Source organism: Paenibacillus terrigena DSM 21567, assembly GCF_000374845.1.
In the GTDB taxonomy this organism is placed as follows: domain Bacteria; phylum Bacillota; class Bacilli; order Paenibacillales; family Paenibacillaceae; genus Paenibacillus_K; species Paenibacillus_K terrigena.
The window spans coordinates 17063-39561 of the sequence record NZ_KB895416.1; the positions used below are offsets into that span (position 1 = coordinate 17063).

At 49.0% G+C, this 22499-nt stretch carries 16 protein-coding genes and 1 pseudogene; 14 read left to right on the plus strand and 3 right to left on the minus strand.

The genetic code is table 11. From position 1 onward, the window contains the following. Window positions 1–223 precede the first annotated feature (223 nt). The 11 genes from C558_RS0114025 to C558_RS32575 all read left to right on the plus strand — a co-directional run bounded on the left by C558_RS0114025 (window position 224) and on the right by C558_RS32575 (window position 17219). On the plus strand, window positions 224–1087 hold the full coding sequence (locus C558_RS0114025; RefSeq protein WP_018756912.1) for a MurR/RpiR family transcriptional regulator: 864 nt from the start codon (window positions 224–226) through the stop codon (window positions 1085–1087). Window positions 1088–1266: 179 nt separating this feature from the next. Continuing rightward, window positions 1267–2181: an N-acetylmuramic acid 6-phosphate etherase gene (gene murQ / locus C558_RS0114030; protein ID WP_018756913.1), complete on the plus strand. Its 915-nt coding sequence runs from the start codon at window positions 1267–1269 to the stop codon at window positions 2179–2181. Window positions 2182–2203: 22 nt separating this feature from the next. Beyond that, window positions 2204–3664: an ABC transporter substrate-binding protein gene (locus C558_RS0114035; RefSeq protein ID WP_018756914.1), complete on the plus strand. Its 1461-nt coding sequence runs from the start codon at window positions 2204–2206 to the stop codon at window positions 3662–3664. Window positions 3665–3750: 86 nt separating this feature from the next. Beyond that, complete coding sequence (locus tag C558_RS0114040; RefSeq protein WP_018756915.1) at window positions 3751–4653, plus strand: carbohydrate ABC transporter permease; 903 nt, start codon at window positions 3751–3753, stop codon at window positions 4651–4653. A gap of 18 nt (window positions 4654–4671) precedes the next feature. After that, complete coding sequence (locus C558_RS0114045) at window positions 4672–5532, plus strand: carbohydrate ABC transporter permease (RefSeq protein WP_018756916.1); 861 nt, start codon at window positions 4672–4674, stop codon at window positions 5530–5532. Window position 5533: 1 nt separating this feature from the next. Further along, window positions 5534–6730, plus strand: a complete 1197-nt coding sequence (locus tag C558_RS0114050; protein WP_018756917.1) for an anhydro-N-acetylmuramic acid kinase — start codon at window positions 5534–5536, stop codon at window positions 6728–6730. A gap of 291 nt (window positions 6731–7021) precedes the next feature. Beyond that, a complete protein-coding gene (locus C558_RS0114055; protein WP_018756918.1) occupies window positions 7022–7990 on the plus strand; it encodes a GNAT family N-acetyltransferase in 969 nt (322 codons plus the stop codon). A 2-nt stretch (window positions 7991–7992) separates the two neighbouring features. Then, window positions 7993–8697 carry a PIG-L deacetylase family protein gene (locus tag C558_RS0114060; protein WP_018756919.1) on the plus strand — a complete coding sequence of 235 codons (705 nt, stop codon included), beginning with the start codon at window positions 7993–7995 and terminating at the stop codon, window positions 8695–8697. Between the two features lie 18 nt (window positions 8698–8715). After that, window positions 8716–9861, plus strand: a complete 1146-nt coding sequence (locus C558_RS0114065) for an exo-beta-N-acetylmuramidase NamZ family protein (protein WP_018756920.1) — start codon at window positions 8716–8718, stop codon at window positions 9859–9861. A 39-nt stretch (window positions 9862–9900) separates the two neighbouring features. Further along, on the plus strand, window positions 9901–10821 hold the full coding sequence (locus tag C558_RS0114070; protein ID WP_018756921.1) for an N-acetylglucosamine kinase: 921 nt from the start codon (window positions 9901–9903) through the stop codon (window positions 10819–10821). Between the two features lie 695 nt (window positions 10822–11516). Continuing rightward, entirely contained in the window at window positions 11517–17219 is a 5703-nt protein-coding gene (locus tag C558_RS32575) for a family 10 glycosylhydrolase (protein ID WP_018756922.1), read from the plus strand. A gap of 100 nt (window positions 17220–17319) precedes the next feature. Here C558_RS32575 and nagA read toward each other — a convergent pair whose 3' ends face one another. From nagA to C558_RS0114090, 3 genes are read right to left on the minus strand one after another with little or no spacing between them, the layout of a single operon-like run. Further along, window positions 17320–18498: an N-acetylglucosamine-6-phosphate deacetylase gene (gene nagA, locus C558_RS0114080; protein ID WP_018756923.1), complete on the minus strand. Its 1179-nt coding sequence runs from the start codon at window positions 18496–18498 to the stop codon at window positions 17320–17322. Continuing rightward, complete coding sequence (gene nagB, locus C558_RS0114085) at window positions 18495–19223, minus strand: glucosamine-6-phosphate deaminase (RefSeq protein WP_018756924.1); 729 nt, start codon at window positions 19221–19223, stop codon at window positions 18495–18497. Before nagB ends, nagA begins: the two co-directional genes overlap by 4 nt. 8 nt (window positions 19224–19231) lie before the next feature. Next, window positions 19232–20089 carry a MurR/RpiR family transcriptional regulator gene (locus tag C558_RS0114090; RefSeq protein ID WP_018756925.1) on the minus strand — a complete coding sequence of 286 codons (858 nt, stop codon included), beginning with the start codon at window positions 20087–20089 and terminating at the stop codon, window positions 19232–19234. Between the two features lie 903 nt (window positions 20090–20992). Between C558_RS0114090 and C558_RS0114095 the strand changes: the two genes are divergently transcribed. From C558_RS0114095 to C558_RS33170, 3 genes and pseudogenes are all read left to right on the plus strand, one after another. Beyond that, the gene (locus C558_RS0114095; RefSeq protein WP_018756926.1) at window positions 20993–21451 is read left to right on the plus strand and encodes a phage holin family protein; all 459 of its coding nucleotides are present in this window, start codon (window positions 20993–20995) and stop codon (window positions 21449–21451) included. A gap of 262 nt (window positions 21452–21713) precedes the next feature. Then, window positions 21714–22148 carry an ArpU family phage packaging/lysis transcriptional regulator gene (locus C558_RS0114100; protein ID WP_156826135.1) on the plus strand — a complete coding sequence of 145 codons (435 nt, stop codon included), beginning with the start codon at window positions 21714–21716 and terminating at the stop codon, window positions 22146–22148. Window positions 22149–22337: 189 nt separating this feature from the next. Continuing rightward, window positions 22338–22490: pseudogene (locus tag C558_RS33170) on the plus strand (LuxR C-terminal-related transcriptional regulator); the annotation flags it as partial. Between the last annotated feature and the right edge of the window lie 9 nt (window positions 22491–22499).

Below are 22499 nucleotides of genomic sequence, written 5' to 3' on the forward strand. Positions count from 1 at the left end.
CATAAGATTACGCTGTTATTATAGCATTGCATTTTGAATTGCCGCAATATAAAATAGAATTAATATTTCATAATGATAATAAATTTTTGAAATAAAATTTTGGACTTGTCTTCTAGTTGGCCCTGCTTCGGCCTCTGGTATAATTCTTGTATTTTTACACCATTCCCCTTATGATGAAATTAAATTTTGCAACATAAATCATAATGACGAGTAGGGAAGAGACATGTCAATTAACGATAATATTCTAATTAAGATTCGGGACATGAAAGAAAGTTTGACGCCTGTAGAGAAGCTGGTTGCCGAGTATATCTTAGAAAACTTGGAAGATATCCCGCATCTCTCTATCAAGAATCTCGCACAACTGACCAAGACTAGCGACGCATCGGTCCTTCGTTTCTGTAAGACGATGGGCTATACCGGCTACCGCAGTTTTATCGTAAGTATTTCGGCTTCGCTCGGTTCGATGGACGAGGACGAGAAGGATCAATATACGGATATACAGCCTGGAGACGATCTGTCCGTCATTATCTCGAATATTTCTCGCAACAATATCAAATCGATTGAAGACACGCAGAGCGTCATCGACAAGAATGAAATCGCTCGGGCGGTCCAAGTACTGCGTCAAAGCAAACGGATCGCGTTCTTCGGGATCGGCGCTTCGAGTCTGATCGGTATTGATGCGGAGCAGAAATTTACCCGGATTAACAAGGTGTGTCATACCTATGCGGACGGTCACAGTCAGCTGACGGCAGCGGTGCTCATGGAGAAGAACGATGTGGCTATCTTTATTTCGAATTCCGGCGATACGGTGGAAATCCTTGATTCGCTCGAGATTGCCAAGAAGAACGGCGCATGTACGATTGCCATCACCAAATATCATAAAAGTGAACTGGCGGATAAAGCGGATATCGTGCTAAGCATCTCGACGCCAGAAGTTACGATTCGAAGCGGGGCGATGGGATCGCGAATTGCGATGTTGACCGTGATAGATATCCTTTTTGCAGGTGTAGCCAGCGCCGAGTATAAGAACGTCAAGAAATATTTAACCAAGACGCATAATATATTATCCAGCAAACATCGGAAATAAGTCATACAGACATCGGTCTATTGCCATAGAGCCGGTGTTTTTTGTCGAAATAGGGAAATAAAAAAACAATAATTTATTTTATAATAAAATTTTATTTCAAAAACTATTGACCGAATTGAAAATACTGGATAATATGAATTTAAGATAAATACATCACCAGGATGGATAGGAGGATGGCAATGGATGAATATCTGGCGAGATTGACTACGGAAGCGATCAATGAGACGACACGGATAATTGATGAATGTTCAACCGAGGAAATGGTGCGTCTCATGAACGAGCAGGATGCTACGGTTCCGGGTGCAGTCGCAGCAGAAATACCGCAAATTGCAAGAGCGGTTGACATACTGCACCATGCGCTCAAGAACGGCGGCAGAATGTTCTACGTAGGAGCTGGATCTTCTGGCAGACTTGGTGTACTCGATGCATCGGAATGTCCTCCTACGTTCGGCATTAACCCGATGATTGTGCAGGGACATATTGCTGGAGGCGATGGGGCGCTGAGAACCGCTGTTGAAGGTTGTGAAGACAATGCAGAGGAGGGTATAGCACTTATTGAACGGTGCGGGGTGACAGACAAGGATGTTGTTATCGGCATTACGGCCAGCGGAAGCGCGCAATTTGTGATTGCCGGACTTACGAAGGCGAAGGAAATTGGAGCCGCAACGATCGGTGTCGTCAATAACAAGAATTCCAGATTAGAGCCTGTCTGCGATGTATGCATAGCGCCCGTTGTCGGGCCAGAGGTCATCATGGGTTCTACTCGATTGAAAGCGGGTACAGCACAGAAACTTGTACTCAACATGCTCACGACATGCACGATGGTGAAGCTCGGGAAGACGTATAACAACCTGATGGTAGATTTGAAGGCAAGTAATAAAAAATTGCGAGACCGTTCCGTTCGTATCATTCGGTCTGCGACAGGCGTCGATGCCGGCACAGCTGCTGTTTATTTAGAAAGCGCTTCCATGAGTTGTAAGCTTGCTATTATGATGATTAAAACCGGTCTGGATGCGAAGGAAGCAGAGCAAGTGTTGGAACAGTTCGACGGCAGTTTGAAAAAGGCAATTAGCAGTTTTAACAAGGTAGTGTAAAAGATTAAGGAGGCATGTATTTATGAAAAGAAAAATGCGTGTATTAGCATCGATTTGTGCTTTAACTTTAGCTTTAACCGCCTTGACAGCATGTGGCAGCTCATCGACGACCAAAGAGGGGACGCCAGAGAGCACAAACAATACGAACAACAACAACACGAATGTGAGCACAGAAGCGGCGAAAGACACCATTACGGCACTGTTGCCGCCAGTATCACCAGCCTATCAAGAAAATTTCTCGCAAATGGAAAAAGATTTTAATGCCTTATATCCGAATCTTACGTTGAAAATTGAACCTGCCAGCTGGGAAGATATGACCCAGAAGCTGGATACGCAGGTGAATGCGGGCAGCCCACCGGATATCGCATTCCTGGGTTCGTCAGGCATTTCGAAATACGTTGAGCAAGGCATGGCCTTGGATATTACGGATGCAGCAACGGCTGAGATGATTGCGGATTTTGATCAAGCACCGCTTGAATACATGAAGAATGGCACCGGTCTATACGGCTTCCCGGCTTATATGGAAGTACACGCCTTAGGGGGAAACAAGGAGTTCCTCGAAAAAGCGGGGATCGACTACAAGAAAATTCAAAAAGAAGGCTGGACCTTCGAGCAATTCCGTGAAGACATCAAGAAAGGCGTTGTATCCGAAGGGGGAAAAACCTCCCGTTACGGATTCGTATTCGCGACGGCCGGCGTAGCGTCGAAAGATTATCTGGCGATTCTCGTCAAAAGTGCGGGCATGCCAGCGGCATTTAATAAAGATCTGAAGTTTGCCTATACGAGTAAAAACTATCTGGAAGTCTTAAAAGATATCCGGGTGATGATCGATGACGGTTCAATGCCGAAAGAGTTGAGTTCGGTTGATGCTGGTAAACGTTGGAATATGTTCCTGACAGGCCAGACGATGATTACAGGTAAAGGGCTGGCGGTGTTCGAGAACTCCGCGAATAAAAATAATGAGAAAATTAAAGCGAATGATGGTAGCGCTGTCAAAGGAAGTATTCCGGCAGAATACATCGTGCTCCCGGTTCCTTCCTTCGCAGGCCAGAAAGCGATGGCAAGTGCTGTCGTAGACGGATACGTCGCGTTCCGCGGCAAGAAGGAGCCAACGCCTGAGCACAAAGCCAATGTGGTTAAAGCAGCTTACTTCTTGGCGAGCGGCAAAGTAGCGGCGACGACGAATAACGATCTGTTCGCTGCGCATATCACGAAGAGCGGTAAAAAAGAAGCAGAGAGCATGACCGTGAACCGGAATCCTGACAATGTCGCAGCGGTAGAAGCGATGCTCGCGACAGCATCTCCAGCTCGTCCTGACATTCCGACAGATTTAGGCGCCAAAGCAATTAAGCTGGAAGATGAAGTCATTATTCCGAAATTGCAGGCATTGATTGCTGGTGAAATCACGCCAGAAGCTATGTATGATGCGGTGAAGGCGGCAGCCATTCAAGCCTTCGGCGAAGATGGTGTTGTAAAAGACTAAGATGTAAGCTGTCTCGGATAGGCGTGCGAATGTTCGTGCGGCTATCCGAAACTTTTATGAAACTGAGATGGGAGAGGGGGCGCAACATGACCCAAATCGCAAAGCCGATAAAGAGAAGAAAAATCAAAGGAGACAGCGGCGCTGGTTATGCTTTTATTGCCGTTGCGTTGGTTATTTTCGCGTTGTTTACTGCATATCCGGTTCTGAGCGCATTGATCATTAGTTTTCAAAAATATATGCCGCTTGGTTCTAAGTTTATCGGATTCGATAATTATATCGACTCGCTTAAGGACCCTCTATTCTGGAAAGCGATTAAGAATACCGTTGTGTATACCGTGCTAACCGTACCTGTAGCTCTGTTCATTTCATTAGGTGTATCTCTCCTAATCCTGCCGCTGAAGAAAAAGCTGCAAACCGTGTTCAAAGCTATTTATTATTTGCCGGCCGTTGCATCCGGTGTCGCATTATCCGTCGTATGGCTTTGGATTTTCGATCCGATGCCGAACGGGATCTTCAACCAACTGCTCGGATATTTCGGCATAAACAATGTGAATTGGCTTGGAGCTACCTCCACCTCCATGTTCTCGCTCGTTCTCATGTCATGGTTGTCGAGTCACGGTACGAGCATCATTATCTATTTGGCCGCTTTGCTCGGTATTGATGACAGCTACTACGAGGCAGCAGAATTGGACGGCGCTTCATTCCTGAAGAAGCTGTGGTATATTGTTATTCCTTGTCTGAAACCAACGACATTATTCCTGCTTGTAACGGGTGTCATTGGCTCATTCCAGGTATTCCAGAACGCTTACCTCATGACGGGAGGCGGCCCGGACAATGCGACGACAATGGTCGGATTATTGATTTTTAACAATGCATTCAAATATTTTGAATTTGGCAAAGCTGCCGCACAATCTCTCATTTTGGCCTTGATTATCGGAGGTATCTCATTGATTCAATTTAAATTCTTAGGCAAAGACGTGGAGTATTGAGGAAGGGGAGAAATCCATATGGCGCTCTATAGTGAACACACGGGGAAAAAGCCGCTCAAATATGCTAGAAATACGGTCATAATTATCATACTACTGCTGTTTGCTCTTGCGACGATATTCCCGATTTATTTTATGATTATTTCTTCCTTAGGCGATCCCGTCGAAGCCGGGGCAATGAGTTATACGTTATTTCCCACCAAAATTTCGTTAGAATCATATAAGTTCTTTTTTGACTATAGTGATTATTCTTTACGATGGCTTTTAAATTCCCTGATTGTGGCAAGCGTCGTCACCGTTTCGAATGTGTTTTTTGCCAGTATGGCGGGTTATGCATTCTCTAAAATACGATTTAAGGGCAGATCCGTTCTCTTTGCCATCTTGCTCGTTGCCATGATGATTCCGTATCAGGTCACGCAAGTGCCTTTGTACATCCTGATCGTTAATATTTTTGAAATCCAGAATACCTATAGCGCCCTGATTCTGCCGGGACTTGTAACGGTATATAACATATTCCTGTCGAAGCAGTTCATGAGTAGCATTCCTGGAGAAATTCTTGAATGCGCGAAGATTGAAGGGTGTAACCAGTTCCAGGTCTATTTGAGAATTATTCTCCCATTATCCAAAACGGTTCTCGCCGTTATGGCGATTCTTACCTTCATGGAAAGCTGGAATACTTTCTTCTGGCCGCTGCTCGTCACCAATACGATGGATATGCAGACGATTCAAGTCGGGCTCAAAAACTTCAGATTTGCGAATACGACGTACTTCGCACCAATGATGGCGGGCGCTACGATCTCTGCGCTGCCGATGTTCATCCTCTTCTTCAGCTTGCAGAAATACTTCTTAAAAGGCGTCACGGTAGGCGCGGTGAAAGGTTAATATGAGCAGCGCGATGGTATCTAAGTCCCAATCTCGTTATGCTGTCGGCCTGATGTCCGGCACGTCCGTTGATGGAATCGATGCGGCTGTCATACGAATGAGCGGGATTCCGGGCGAATCGCCGCAGGTCGAGCTGATCGCGTTCGAGAATACGGCCTATACGGCTGCCATTCGAGAGGAGATCTTCATGCTCTTCGATCCGATCCAGGCAACCGTAGACAAGGTTGGCAAGATGAATGTATTGCTTGGCGAATTATTTGCTGAAGCTGCGCTCTCCGTGATTGCAAGAGCAGGGCTTACGCCGTCAGAAGTTTCGGTCATCGGTTCGCATGGACAGACGATTTATCATGCACCGGATCTGGAGCGTATGCATGGATTTGATGTGCATTATACCGTACAGATCGGTGAAGGTTCCGTGATTGCGGCAAGAACAGGAATACCTTGCGTGTCGGACTTTCGGCCGGCAGATATGGCAGTCGGTGGTCAAGGTGCGCCGCTCGTTCCTTTCACGGAATATCTGCTGTATCGGGAAGCTCATCGAACGATGCTGCTGCAGAATATCGGCGGAATCGGCAATATTACGATTATTCCTGCCAATTGCGCGCCTGAGCAGGTATATGCTTTTGATACCGGACCGGGGAACATGCTCATCGACGGTGTTGCCCAGCGTCTATATCCGGGACAACTAACGATGGATACTGGGGGAGCCATTGCTCGAACGGGCAGCATAGACGCGGGGTTTCTTCATTTTTTGCAGCAAGAGGGGTACTATGCACTGCCTTTGCCGAAATCGACAGGCAGAGAACGATTTGGTTCTTCTTATATAGATAGGTTGCTTCGGTATGCGGAGGAGCACGGAATTTCTTCCGAAAATATTGTAGCAACGGTCACAAAGCTGACGGCGTGGTCGATCGGAGATGCGTATCGACGCTATATCCGAGACCAGAATCCTGCAGATGTCATGCTGGTAGGCGGCGGAGGAAGCTATAATCCCGTGCTGATGGCGTACATTTCGCAAGAAATGGAACCGATGGGCGTGCAAGTGATGACACAGGAACAGGTTGGTCTGAGCAGCGATGCCAAAGAGGCCGTCGCGTTCGCCTTGCTTGCGGATTATACACTGGCCCGGCAGCCGAACAATCTTCCTGCTGTGACAGGCGCCGAGCGAGCTATCGTGATGGGGAAAGTTTCGTATTAGAATTAGAATCGTGTTCAAAAAGTCGGCTTTTCAGCACCTGAAAGTTTTCGAAGAAAACTTACTTCGTAAGCATGGACTCAGGTTGCGAGAATCCTCGGATAATGCTTCCGTAGCGAGTTTTTCTTCGAAAAACTTTTAGGAGGAACGGAGTTTAGGCAAAACCTAAATGAGTACCGGACTTCGAGGATGAACGCAAGATTCGATGTCGAATTCTCTACATGAAACACTTCGTGATCAAAAGATGATTTTTTGAACAACCTTTATGTGCGGCTAAGGGGGGGGCGGGTTCGAATGATCGTATGCTGGGATCCTCAGTATATTCATGAGGTTATTTCGTTGTGGAACGAGGTCGCTGTGAGAGAAGGGTATAAGGAGCTGGATGAGGACAGCTTCGAGCGTATTTTTTTGTCCAGCCCGTATTTCGACAGGGAGAATACGTTTGTCTTATTGGATGCCGGTCAAGTGGAAGGATTCGCTTGCGGATGTACAGGCAATGATCTGCCGCTAGGGAGTATTGCGGGATATATCACCTGCATCGTATTATCCGATGACGTCAGAACCGATGAACACTACCGAATCATGCTAGGGGCATTAGAGCAACGATTTAGATCACTCGGGAAGAAGCAAGCGGATGAGTTGTTCTTCAATCCGATGATGCTGCCGTGGTATATCCCGAATACGCCGAAGCATGAACACAATAACGCGCCGGGCGTTCCGGTAGATAGTCCGCTGTATGCATTTCTGCTGCGGGAGGGATATGCTGAACGCGCCATCGAGTGCGCGATGTATCTGAATTTGGAAGGATTCAACGTCCCGGAAGATATCAAGGCGAAGGAAGCTAGCGCGTCACTTGAGCATTATAGCGTAGCCTTGTTTAATCCTACCCTGCATGACGGCGTTGAGGACATGCTCAGCGGATTCGATAATCCGCTATGGCAGAAAGAGATCGCTCAGTGCGTCAACGCAGGCGTGCCCGTCGTCATCGCGGCGCATCGCGGCAAGGCGGTCGGATTTGCTGGTCCGGTGATCCGTCAACCGAACGGCCGAGGTTATTTTTCCGGGATCGGGGTGCACCCGGAGCATGAAGGACACGGGCTGGGCAGCATTCTATTTTTTAGACTATGCGAGGCCTTTCAGCAGATCGGAACGGCGTATATGTCCCTCTACACCGGTAGTACTAATCCCGCCATTCGCATCTATGAGAAGGCAGGATTTCGAACCGTTAGACAATTTTCAGTGATGCGAAGGGAGTTGTTGTAACTATGAGCGAGCAGCGATTAACGATACTGGCTATTGGCGGTCATGTAGGCGACGCAGAGTTGACAGCAGGCGGCGTATTAGCCAGTCACTCGCTGAGAGGCGACCGAATTGTCACGTTAGCGATGACAGCTGGAGAACGCGGGGTTCCCACAGGCAGAGATATGGCGGAATATCGGATACAGAAAGTGAATGAGGCCAAGACATTCGCAGAGATGCTGGGCGGAGAATCGATCGTGTTCGACGTTCCGGATGGAGAGCTCCAGGACAATGATGAAATGCGGTTTAAAGTATGCGACGTCATTCGCGAGGTCCGTCCGAATATCATTATTACGCATTTCAAGAACAGCATGCACAAGGATCATATGACGACGCACAAGATTGTGAACGATGCACGCTTTTATGCAGGTCTGGCATCCTTTCAGCGAGATAAGCCTGCGTTCTTTGCTTCTAAGCTCTATTATGCGGAGAACTGGGAGGATGCGGTCGATTATAAGCCATACGTGTATGTGGATTTCTCTCAGGAAGCCTATGATTTGTGGGTGCAGGCGGTATCCCAGCATTGGTTCGTTACCGGAAGCACTTCCTTCCCTTATCTGGAATATTACAAGCATTTGGCTCGCGTTCGCGGCATTGAAGCGAGAAAGGAATATGCGGAAACGTTCATGATTCCGGAAGAGAGCATGCGCCTGATTAGAACGGAACTATAAGGATCGAGGGAGACAGTGATGATTCGAAATGGGATAGATTGTATTGCGAACTATGCCGATCTTTTTAAGGGAAAACGATTGGGATTAATTACGTCGCCAACGGGATTAACGCAAGATTTCGGCACGACCATTCAAGTTCTGCATGAGCAATTCAACTTGACGGCTCTGTTCTCTCCGGAACATGGCGTACGCGGCGATCAGGCTGCAGGCGCACAGGTTGACAGCTATCAGGACCCGATGACAGGTGTCCCGGTGTACAGCTTGTACCGTGAAGATTCCAAGCGACTAAGCCCAGAAATGCTGGATGAAGTTGATATGATCGTCTATGATATTCAGGACGTCGGCGTACGGTATTATACATTCATCTATACGATGCTCTATGCGTTGGAGGATTGCGCGAGAGCGGGGAAAGAATTCACCGTCTTGGACCGGTTGAATCCGCTTGACGGGGTAACGGTAGAAGGCAACATCCTGAAGCAGGGGTATCAATCCTTTGTTGGTAATTATCCGCTCTGCATTCGTTATGGTCTGACAGCTGGCGAAGTAGCAATGATGGCGAATGATCAAATGAACTGGAACGGCAAGCTCCATGTCGTGCGTTGTGAAGGCTGGGAGCGGGAGATGCAGTTCCCGGATACTGGGCGAAATTGGGTTATGCCTTCTCTAGGGATTCCACGGTTCGATACGGCCCTTCTGTATGGGGGCACTTGTCTATTCGAAGGGACCAATGTTTCGGAAGGCAGAGGAACGGCAGCTCCGTTCGAGTTGATCGGGGCGCCGTTTATTGATGCCTATCGGCTGGCAAATGAAATGAACGGCAAGAAGCTGCCTGGCGTGATGTTCCGTCCGGTCTATTTTCAACCATATTCCTCCAAATATCAGGGGGAGCTGTGCAGAGGTGTGCAGCTGCATGTAACGGACCGCCATGCTCTGCAGCCAGTGGTGACCGGATTTATGCTGCTGGATACGATCAGACGGAACTATGAAGACTTCCGACTTCTTCCCCCACTGAAGGAGGGTTCCAGACCTTTTATTGATTTATTGTGCGGTGAGAAGTTGTACGGGGATGATACAGCTTCAGTTGACGTGCCGGCGTTGCTGGAGCAATTCCGTACCGAGAGCCAAGCGTTTACCCGCATCAAGCAGCAGTATCATTTGTATTAAGGATCGCCAGATCTGGTCTGAAAGGTCGTGAACATATTGATGAGATTTGTTGCCGGACTGGATGGCGGCGGCACCAAGACGGCGGTCACCATCGCCGATGATCAAGGTCGCGTCGTACATTCGTTCACGTCCGGAGGCATGAACTATAACGGGCAGGATGAGGACAGCGTTCGCCAGAATCTGCAAGAAATTGTCGATACCATTGCGAGCGTCTGTGGAGGATTGGACTACTGCGTGCAGATCTGTATCGGGGCGGCGGGGGTCAGCAATCCTACGGTCACATCGAGGCTGGAAGCCACGATCCGAGCATGTGGCTATCATGGTGATTTGCTCATCTTGGGCGATCAAGAAACAGCGTTAAGCGGCGCGCACGGGCGTCCGTATGGAATCATTCTTATTGCCGGCACAGGCTCCATCTGTTATGGGAAAAATGAATCCGGTGATGTTCATCGATCCGGCGGTTACGGTCATCTGATTGATGACGAAGGCAGCGGCTATAGTATCGGACGGGATTTAATCTCGGCTGTGGTTCGGGCGAATGATGGAAGAGCACCTGAAACGGTGATCACGGAAATGGTATATCGCCAACTGAACATGACGAAGGTTGCGGAGATGATCGGTTTTGTGTACGATGCACGGACCCATAAGAAGGACATTGCAGCACTAGCCCCAATTCTCTCGGAGGCATGCCTGCTTGGTGATCAAGCGGCTCTTGGCATAGCGCATCGAAGCGCTGCTTCCTTGTTCGAGCTGGTCATTCCTGTAGCAGAGAAGCTGTCTTTACAGGAAGGAGTATTAGCTATGGCGGGGAGTGTTTTGCTGAAGAACCATTTCGTGAAAACCGCTCTGGTCGACATGCTGCAAGAGAAATATCCGAAGCTGCAATGCATAACCCCGAAGCAGGATGCATCCATCGGCGCGGTTCTCATGGCGTTGGAGCGGTTGAATCGAGCAATATAATAGGTGAAGCACGCTGGATTAGATGATCCGGGGTGCTTTTTTTGATAGACAAATAGGGGAATCGTCTTTGAAGCCAGGGGCTGTCCAAATCATTAATTGACTTATGGGACAGCCCCATTTGTGTTATTCGTGGCCTTGGGGAAGTCGCTAATCGGGGGGAGTGGAGAGTTGCGTGTGGTGCTGAATGGTTCGTGGTGCTGTAGCGTGGCTAGCGAATTGTAGTGTGCTTATCGGGGCGAAATGGTGCGTTTTTGCAGGCTAAGGAATCGTGATAGCGTTATTGAACTCAAAATGGGTGGTTTAACGTGAATAAGGTGGGATTAGCGCTCGTAGGATTCGTTACATTTTAAAAATGGATAAATTGGAGCGAATAAGCATATGTGGGTTCGTTAGAGGGATCAGTGCGGAATGCGTCGTTTTTGGTCGCTTGAAATCATTGAAATGAAGACAAAAACAGTCATGATTCGCTATATACAAATTTTAAGCATTCAAGCTAAACTTGAGGTGTAATCATGAAATTAAATTTCACTATTATATATAAATTTAGAAAAATATTTTGGAATAAAGTTCGGATATTTCAAGAAGGACGGTGATGCGATGAAACACTGAATAGCTGATCGATCAGAGTTGAGTGGACACGAATGCATGGACTGAAACGAATGGTTGGAACAATCACAGAAAGGATGTGCCCTTGCGTGAGAAACTTCGTGAATTCATTGCGAGTGAAAATGAATGCAGCATTAGCTGCGGTGTTGATCTGCAGTACGGTGGTTTCAGGATTTGTAAGCGTTTTACCGGCGGCTCATGCACAAGAAGGCGGTGTCAACACGATGGCTGCAGCGGAATCTGCCCCGATTCGTGAGAAGGTGATGGCGAAAGACTCTGTAACCAGAACGATCGAGCTTGAATTGAAAGGAAAGGTCGAGCTGAGCGATACGCTAACGGTGGAACAGCACTTCGGCCAGACCGTATTAACCAAGACGCTAAGGGATGTCATGGTTGGCGCTGAGAATGTGGATGTCTATCTCGGAGCGGATGGGAAAGCAGCCAAGATTGTGATTAACGGCGAGACGCCGATGAATCGTATGCGCGTCGGTATCCGCAAGGATATCACCGATATTGCAGACATGACACAGCTGGGCCATTCGCAAATCGAGATGAAATCGATCGATAGGTTACGTATCATAGACAAAAAAGGCGGCACAAGCCTGGATATAGCTGCTGGATCGCTCCTCTTATTCACCGTTGACAATGGGCAGATTGCGGTGAAACAGAATGGCGCAGAGCTGATTAAGACAGCGAATCGCCTAATTATAGAGCCTTTGAACAGCGGCTCACTTATTCAGGTGACGTCCATCACCCGCAGTCACGGGAAGCCGCAGTATCGAGGAATATTCGAGGTGTCACTGAATCCAGAGAAGGATAAGCTGCGGCTGATTAATGAACTCGATATCGAACAGTATTTATACCAAGTCGTTCCTAGCGAAATGCCGGCATCTTATGGATTGGAAGCGTTGAAAGCACAGTCCGTTGCGGCAAGGACGTATGCGCTTACCGATTATATGACGAGCCGATTCGCGGATCGCGGCTTCCATATCGACGACAGCACATTAAGCCAAGTGTATAACAACCAGGCGGAGAACACGCTGACGACACAAGCCGTACAGGCGACGTCCGGCAAAATTATGAAGAGCGGCAGCGAGCTGGTCGATGCGAGATTTTATTCGACATCAGGTGGCTATGGCGCATCGAAGCATGAAGTATGGCAAGATATCGACACGAATCAATTCCCAGGTACGCCGCTCCCTTATCTGATCGGAGACAGCTATACATATGATCCGGCGAACAGCAGCAGCTTGCTCAAGATCGATACGGCGAGTGAGGAAGTGTTGAACGCATTCTACAAAAGTTTGAACTATACAGGCTACGATTCGGAATCTCCGTATTTCCGCTGGAAAGTCAGCCTGACGCGTACGGAGCTGCAGAACACTGTCAATAAAAATATGATTGACCGTTATGCGGCAGAGCCGATGTTCGTGTTGACGAAGGACGCTAACGGCAGCTTCGTCAGCAGACCGATTCCGGCGGAAGGCGCAGGCACCATCAGCAACATGTATGTCGCGAAGCGAGGCCGAGGCGGCAACGCGATGGAGCTCGTGATTGAAGGCAGTACGGGCACTTATAAAATTATTCGTGAATTCAATATTCGCTTCACCATTAGACCGAGCAAGACGTATACCGGCGGGACGACGGACATCCTCGCTTACCGGGCCAAAGGCGGAGCGGGGGCTTACGATAATGCTCCGCTTAAAAACCCGAGCATTCTCTATTCCGCCTTCATGACATTCGATCTTGAACGGGATGAGAATGGCAGCTTGAAGAACGTCACCTTCTATGGCGGTGGCAACGGGCATGGCGTCGGCATGAGCCAAGTTGGTGCCCAAATGCTCGGGGCGCAGGGCTGGAGCTATGACCGCATTCTGAACAGCTACTACAAGGGCATGCAACTTGTGGATCTGAATGCGGCGGTGCCCAGCCGTCTGGAGATCTCGCCTGCGGTCGCATCCGTGGAGCGAGGGGCGGAGCAGACTTTTACGGTGAAAGGGTATGACAGCAGCGGCAACGAAATGGCGGTGCAAGCCGATCAGTTGACGTGGAGCCAAACGGGCGCGATTGGCACCATATCAGCTGGTGGCGTGCTGAAGGCAGCGACCAATCCAGCTGCAGGCAAAGTCACCGTATCGACGGGGACCGTTCGTGCGGAAGCGGCGGTCATTGTCGGCAAGCTTGCTCAACTCGTGGAAGACTTCGAGGACATTCAAGACATCGCGGCTTCAAGCGTGCGCGCCGTGCCGGATTCCGTGAAACTGACCCGCGTTGCAAGGCCTGAACCGGTTCGCGCTGGCGTGTATGCCGGTAAATTCGCCTATGATTTCACTGATACCAAAGGAACGTCGGCAGCGTATATGAACTTCAAGGATGCGCTTGGTGGGACGGGACGCGTCTTGGAAGGCTATCCGAAGAAGCTTGGGATGTGGTTCTACGGGGATGCGCAGAAGCATTGGCTGCGCGCAGCGCTCCAGGATGCGGCAGGCAACAAACCTACCGTTGATTTTACGGCATCCGGCGGATTGAACTGGTCCGGATGGAAATACGTTACGGTGGATATGCCGACAGGCCTTACCCCACCGATCCGACTGAATCAGGTATACATTGTGGAGACGAACGACGCCAACAAGAATGGCGGAACGCTATACGTCGATCAGTTGTCCGCCTTGTACACGAACACTGATGTATTTGAGCTCTCCCTCTCGGGACTTACGCCGATGGTCATCGGAGAGACGAAGCAAGCGAGCTTGCTTGCAGCTTACGCAGGCAGCACGGAGCCCGTGCCGGTGCAGAGCGGTGTATCTTACTACAGCAGTAATTCGAAGGTAGCAAGCATCGATACAAGCGGTACGGTCAAGGCGCTCCAAGAGGGAACAGCAACGATTATCGCATTGTACGGCAGCGCACAGCCGGCTGAATATCAGCTGAAAGTAACGAAGGAGGCTCCAGTGCTCGAACGTGTAGAAATGACGGGACTAAGTGCAATGGATACCGGTCAGGCGAAGCAAGCGAAGGTGTTCGCAACGTTCGCAGGCAATCCGAACCCGGTTGAACTTATCAGCAGCGAAGTCACATTTAGCAGTAATCAACCCGATGTGGCGTCGATCGATGCCGCTGGCCAGGTGAGTGCACTGAAACCAGGACGGACGACAATCACAGCATCGTATGGCGGGAAATCAGCGCTCTACGAGCTGGAGGTCAAGAACCCAGTTCCTGTATTGCAGAGCATTGAGATCAATGGTCTTAGCGCCATGACGATTGGTGATACACAGCTTACCAAGGTTACGGCGAAATACAGCTTGACGCCTGATCCGGTGGAGCTGACGAGCGGCGTCACCTTCACGAGCAGCAATCCGCAGGTTGCAACGGTTGACGAAGCAGGGAAAGTCAAGGCGCTGAGTGTAGGAATTAGCGCAATAAGAGCTTCCTTCGGAGGCAAAACGGCTGAATTTACCGTCGTTGTCAACAAAGTAACTTCCTCTCCGAAACGGGAGCTGAGAGCAGCTTGGATCGCATCGGTTGAGAATATCGATTGGCCGAAGCAGGGCGTTGTGAAGCCGGAGGATCAGAAGCGGGATTTCTCCGCGCTGTTGGACGAATTGGCTGGCATGGGCATGAATGCCATCATTGTTCAGATTAAGCCGACCGCAGATGCGTTCTACCCGTCCCAGTATGGACCTTGGTCCGAATATCTGACTGGCGTCCAAGGGAAGGATCCGGGGTATGACCCGCTTGCCTTTATGATCGAAGAAGCGCATAAGCGCAACATGGAGTTCCATGCCTGGTTCAATCCGTACCGTGTCAGCATGAAGGATAACATCGGGAACCTGGTCGAGAACCATCCGGCAAGGCAGCATCCGGACTGGATAGTCAGTTATGGCGGCAAGTTGTACTATAACCCGGGCGTACCTGCGGCAAAAGATTTTGTCGTCGGAAGCGTCATGGAGGTTGTCCGCAATTATGATATCGACGCCGTGCATATGGATGACTACTTCTACCCTTATCCGGTCAACGGCCAAGACTTCCCGGACGCGGACACTTATAAGACGTACGGCGGAGCTTTCACGAACAAAGCCGACTGGCGAAGAGACAACGTGAATCAGCTGGTTCATGAATTATCAGTCGAGATTAAGCAGGAGAAGAACTATGTCAAGTTCGGCATCAGTCCGTTCGGCGTATGGCGGAACATCGCGGATGATCCGACGGGTTCGGATACGACGGCTGGGCAGCGCAACTATGATGATTTGTACGCGGATACGCGCAAGTGGATTCACGAAGGCTGGATCGATTACATTACGCCGCAAATTTATTGGAACTTCGGATTTAGTGCGGCTGCTTACGAGAAACTGGTCGATTGGTGGACGAAAGAAACAAAGGGAACGAATGTGCATCTCTATATCGGGCATGCCGACTACAAAATTAACGATAACAACGAAGCTTGGGCCAAACCCGATGAGCTGCCGAACCAGCTCAAGTACAATTGGAACTTCGAGGGGGTTAAAGGCAGCATGCATTTCAGCGCCTCGGATCTTATCCGAAATCCACTCGGCATCAAGGATAGACTCATCCAAGACAGCTATAAATTGCCTTCCCTTATTCCTGTTATGCCGTGGCTGGACAATAAGGCTCCTAAAAAGCCTGTTCTGCAGTCTGTGACTAAAAAAGGCACGGCAGGCATCGAAGTCACCTGGAAGGGTGAACAAGGCAGCGATGAGACTTCCTATGTGCTATACCGGATTGAAGGCAAAGAGGGCTTAAACGTGGATAATCCCGCTCACATTGCAGCCATCATTCGCAAGCAGTCAGCGGATGTTCAGCATTATACCGATAAAAATGCCGTTGAGGGACGTGTGTACACTTATGCCGTCACGGCCGTGAACCGGCTTCATAACGAGAGCGAAGCCAGCAATCCAATCACCCTTGGCGAGAGCGTGAAGCGGATCGAGCTCGGAATGCTGGGCGAGCTTGCTGTAGGCAGTACCAAGCAGGCGCAAGTATTCGCCTACCTTCCGAACAGTGACGCGCCGATGGATGTGACGGGCAGCTCGCAATTTGCAAGCAGTCAGACTGCTGTTGCATCGATCGACGCAGGGGGATTGATCACAGCACATCAAGAAGGCACGAGTGTCATTACGGCGACCTATGGCGGGCTTACAGCAACGGCGACCATAGAAGTTCGAAAGCAAGAGCAGCAGCTATCGACCGTGTTAACGGGGCCAAGCAAAGTACAGACCGGCCAGCCGTTTACCGTCCAATTCGGTCTTCATGGCGTTACGTCGAATGTATACGCTCAGGACATTACGATTGCGTATGATGAATCGATTGCCGAATACGTCTCGTCAGCACCGTTGATGAACGGGATCGATATCCTGTCGGAGAAGAAGAGTCCAGGCAAAGTCCGGCTCATTCTGGTGAGTCAAGGTGCGGGTAATTCGGTTAGTGGCAACGCTGAATTGGTGAAGCTCTCCTTCCAAGCGAAAAATGTCACACAGTCGGCTTCAGGCGAGATCTCGGTCACCAAAGCATGGCTTGGCGATGGGGAAGGAAACGAGCTGGAGGCGCGGCCAACATCGATCCGAATTGAAGTCACGGTGGTTCCACCAGGTTTGCCGGGTGACGCGAACCATGACGGCAAGTACACGATCGGCGACTTAGCGTTCGCGGCTGCGAATTATGGCAAAGACAAAAAACATCCGGACTGGAGTCGGATCAAGGCCGCCGACTACGACGGCAATGGCGTGATCGATATTGATGACCTCGCTGCCATAGCGAGAAAAATTGTGGAATAGTATGTAACACAAAGACCAACCGTATTAATTAACTACGGTTGGTCTTTTGTGTTTCGGACGAATCAGGAATTCCGCCGATGGGATCGGGAAATGCTAAATTTTAGGCTTTGTTGCCTTTGACCCAAATGGATTGAATATTCAGGGCCGTGTCCAGCAGCAGCAAGTCGGCTTGCAGACCTGCACGGATGCTGCCTGTACGATCATCGATACCAAGCTGCTTCGCAGCGTTGTAGCTCGTAAGCTGTACTGCTTCTTCGATGCTTACGCCGACGCGGTGGATGATGTTCTGGAATGCAACAATCATCGTCAGCAAGCTGCCCGCAAGGGAGCCACCGTCTTTCAGACGTGCTTCACCGTTCTTCGCCACAACGGCAAGACCGCCAAGATCATAATCGCCATCGCCAAGACCCGCAGCAGACATCGCATCGGTAATGACCACGAGGTTGTTGTTCGTCTTGCATTTTACCAGAACTTTCATTGCTGCCGGATGCACGTGAATGCAGTCTGCGATTAGCTCTGCCACGATCCGGTCTTCACTCAGGACCGCACCGACTGTACCTGGCGCGCGATGCGTTAGAGGCGTCATCGCATTATACGTATGCACCGCTTGGTTCAGACCCGCTTCGACAGCCGTCATCATCTCTTCGTATGTTGCATCCGTATGTGCTGCTGCGACGTTGATGCCGTTCGAACGGGCCCAACGAATCGCTTTGATTGCGCCGTTACGCTCGGCAGCAAGGGAGATTTGCTTGATCACGCCTGGATATTTCGTATTCCAATCTTCCAGCCAATCCACACGTGCTTCAACCATGAATTCAGGGTTCTGTGCACCTTTATATTTCGGGTTAATGAAAGGTCCTTCCATGTGTACGCCATGTACTTGTGCGTACGGCATGGAATTATTCTTATATTCGTAGACTTCTGCCAAGACACGTTCAATCGCATCGTGCGATTGTGTCATGGTCGTCGCCATAATGGTTGTGGTCCCTTGGCTCAGGTGGAACTTCGTAATGGTATCGAGCACTTCTTTGTTCGAATCCATGAAGTCGGCACCGTATCCACCGTGCACATGCACATCGATGAATCCAGGAATAATCCATCCGCCTTGTGCATCAAGCGCTTCATGCTGCCATGCCGCAAGGTCTGCGACCGGCACTTCCGCTTGTGTTCCAACAAATACAATCGTTCCATTCTCGATACGTACACAACCATTTTCGATGATTCCTTGCGGGGTTACGACGTTTGCGTTAACGATAAAAAATGGGTCCGATGTACTCATTGCAATTCACCTGCCGCTTCTTTGTCGAGTAGTACAACAACATTCGAGTGTGTTTGAAGCAAGGAAGCCGGGCAATCGGTTGTGATTGGGCCTTGCAGCGCACGTTTCACGATGGAAGCTTTGTCTTTGCCGCGAACGACGAGGATGATCATTTTCGCTTTAAGGATCGTACCTACACCCATCGTAATCGCTTGGGTAGGAACTTCATCAATGGAGTTGAAGAAGCGTGCATTCGCTTCACGCGTTTGTTCTTTCAATTCTACCAAATGCGTTCCGCCGTTCAGCGTATCGTCTGGTTCATTGAAGCCAATATGTCCATTGTGGCCAAGGCCGAGCAATTGCATGTCCACTTGCTTGGAAGTCGACATCATCTCATCGTAGCTTAGACATTCCGCGTGCAAATCTTCCGCATTACCGTTCGGTACATGCGTTTGTTCCATTGGAATATCGATATGGTTAAAGAGTTGGTTGTTCATGAATGTACGGTAGCTCTCTTGATGACCTTCAGGCAAGCCAACGTATTCATCTAAGTTGAAGGAAGTGACATGTTTGAAGCTCACGAGACCATTCTGATATTGACGGATAAGTTCTTGGTAAATCCCGATTGGCGTACTACCTGTTGCAAGTCCTAGAACGGAATAAGGATTCGTCTGCACGAGGCTGGCGATAATGTTCGCCCCGACTTGGTTCAATTCTTCATTCGTCTCAAAAGTCAAAATATTCATGTGGTAAATTACCTCCCCTTATCATTGCGGTACTTCTGTACCATTTCATACGATCTTTCAATACGTGGAATGTAGCGTGTATACTGCTCGCTGACGAGACCTGAGAACAAGATATCAATGACATGCAGCTGTGCAATCCGGGATGCCATGTCGCCTCGGCGCATGCCTGCTTCCATCGTTGATGTGAACAATGGAATATCCGCCATGGTCGATACCGTAGAACTGCCGTATTTCGTTAATGAAATCGTCGTTGCCCCATTTTCTTTGGCACATTTGAGTGCATCAATCGTCTCTTGGGTCTCACCGGAATGCGAGATCGCAATTGCGACATCTCCCGGTGTCAGGTTCGAAGCGGAGATGATCTGTAGATGTGAGTCTGCGCTGTATCGTGTTCTCTTGCCGACAAGCCCTAGCTTGTAGCACAAATCCTGTGCGACGATCCCCGATGTCGCCATGCCGTATACATCAACCAACTTCGCCTCTCGCAGCACATCTAATGCGCGTTCAAGTTGATGAAGATCTAGTAAACGTGTTGTATCAACGATGGAACGCAAGTGATTGGCTTCGATGGCTGCAACCACACTTGCAAGCGGGTTGCCAGCGACAATATCTTGATACTCTTGCGCTTGTTCCTTCTGCGCGATGTCCGCGGCGAGTCGCATCTTGAAGTCTGGAAACCCGCGAAAATGCAAGGATTTACAGAACCTCGTCACCGTTGCTGCGCTCGTCGTGGATTGTTCCGCAAGCTCGGTAATGCCCATATTGACTACATTTCCCGGAAAGCTCAGGATGTAGTCGGCAAGCTTGCGTTCTTGCTGATGAAAGGTGTCAAGCTGCTGTTCAATGGCATTCAAAATGCTGGACAAAACTCGCACCCCTCTGTGTTCATGTGTGAAAAAGATTTTAATATTTTAACCATTAACCATGAAAATTATTTCAATACCATCATATATGATGGCTCTTTTTTTTTCAATAGAAAGGGTTGGATACGGTCATTTTTATTCGCCATTGGATGGATAGCGAGTAAAGGATAGGCGCCAAAAGTTGACTCTTGGTGGCCTATCCTTTTTGTGTTGAGGGTTCCTTATTCGGTGCAGATTACCCATTATCGTACAGAGGTGTCCAAAGAAAAATCAAAGGAATAAAACAGAACAAAATAAGAACACTTGTTCTGTTATGTGGTAAATTTATACCATAGAGATTCGAGGGAAACACGGAACGCCTAATCAAGTAATCGATATGCAGTCCTAATAATGAAGGCTGTACGAACAAATGTAGGCATGGATCGGTGACAACTCGAATCTCTTATTTTTCACACTGAGGGGAGGCGGTAAATATGCGAACAAGGATCGAAGGAAATGAGGTGATGGACCCTGTTAACGACACTCGCACATGTTAGAAATTTCGTCTTTACGGCAGATCAGGATGGACCGGCTAATGAGCAGCTGACGATGCTGCTCGCAGCGGCTTCGCAAGGCATTGAAGCGTATTGCAAGAGGTGGTTCGCTGGGGCTCGTAGAAGTCTATAAGCTTGAAGACCAAGCAGAGATTATTACGTCCCTACAAGCTGAAATGGAAGCATTTAGGACGAAAGTTTGTGATGCCCTTATCGCTGATGGTCACCCCGAATTAGTAGAGTAGGATGATACTGCGCAATAACATTAGTTATTTTCACGATTATAAACACACCTTAAGCGCGCTCTCTAAGCAGGCGCTATTTTTATGCCCTTGGTACCCCCGAGGGCATTTTATTTCAAAGGAGGAATGGCATGGTAGATAAAGCGTTGACGTTCATTTTTGGAGTCGTTGCAGCGCCGGTATTTAACTTTTTCTATGGAGGTGGAACGATGTCGAGTGGGGTTATGATTGCACTCGTCTTCTTTGTCGCACTTGATTGGATCACAGGTGTCCGCGCTGCCCAGAAAGACCGACCCTATGCTAGCAAATACGGGATCGACGGGGTGTTTCGCACTTTTTTTATTCTATTATTGCCAGCAGGCGGGCATTTGCTCGATGAAGCTTTTCAAATGCCGGACATTTTGTTCGGTGCCATTTCGGTGGGTGTGCTGTATCGCAATTTGCAGTCGATGACAGCGAATGCGATCAGCGCTGGGTGGGGGAATTGGTTCCCGGAATGGATCATGACACGAATTACGGAGTGGGTGAGGAGTGAACTGGACAAGAAGACAGAACGGGCCGAGAGCCGAAAGGGGGAATCCAAATCATGAATACCGTTATGTGGGACGCAGGGCATGGGGGCAAAGATCTTGTAGCAACAGGCTATGGACTGTGAGAGAAGCACATAGTCCTCCAGATTGCTACAGAAGCAGCCAAACAATTGGAACAACAATATGAGAATCTTGATGCCGACGTCCATTGGGACGCAGCGAAGCAACAAATCCATATCTCGAAAAAATAAGAACAAATGTTCCTGAAATATGCTATAATGGTCTAACCAAGACGAACAAGGAGGGACCTCGATTGGAACCAATGATTATCCCTACGTTACAGGAATTGGACCGTAAACGAACGCAAGCCGCTGTCGATGACGCGCTGGAGAAGTATCGATTTTTCAAGACGATTACCTTCGAAGTTAGGGAGAGCAGCATAACGGCCTCATACCAAGAGCGCCTTCATGGATCGACGAATCAGACGAGTGATAAGACGGCGAATATCGCGATTTATAATGTGGACGAGCCGGAGAAGCGTAAGCTATATTGTGAGCGGATCGAGCAGATCATTGAACATTTGCCGCAGCGGGAGAAGCTGCTCATGACGGAGATGACGAAGAAGGATCGAGTCTATAACTACGTGGTATACAACCAGATTTTTGATCCTCCGATTAGTGAATATACGTTCTACAAGCTCAAATGGGAAGCGACGAAGAAGCTTGCCTATGCACTCAACATTCAGGTATGCAAGTGAAGTTAGGACGGGCGAACAAGGTTGATTGGTGGCACGCTGGCGGCGTCCGCAGCGGATATTTCTGTGATGGACAGCCGCCTGAAGCGGGAGAACAAGCTAACTAACGATTTTCTTGATCACGAGGAAGCCCCGGGATACCGCATTAAATCTACATACGTGCATTTCATCTCCTAACGACTGACAATACTATTGAAGGGTAGCGACCATAAAACGAAATTTTTGTTGACGAATCGCGAGCGCGAAGTATTCGAGCTGTTGGTACAAGATAAAACAACGAGAGACATTGCAGGGCAATTATTTATCAGTGAGAAAACGGTGCGTAATCACATTTCCAAGGAGATGTGATTTGAA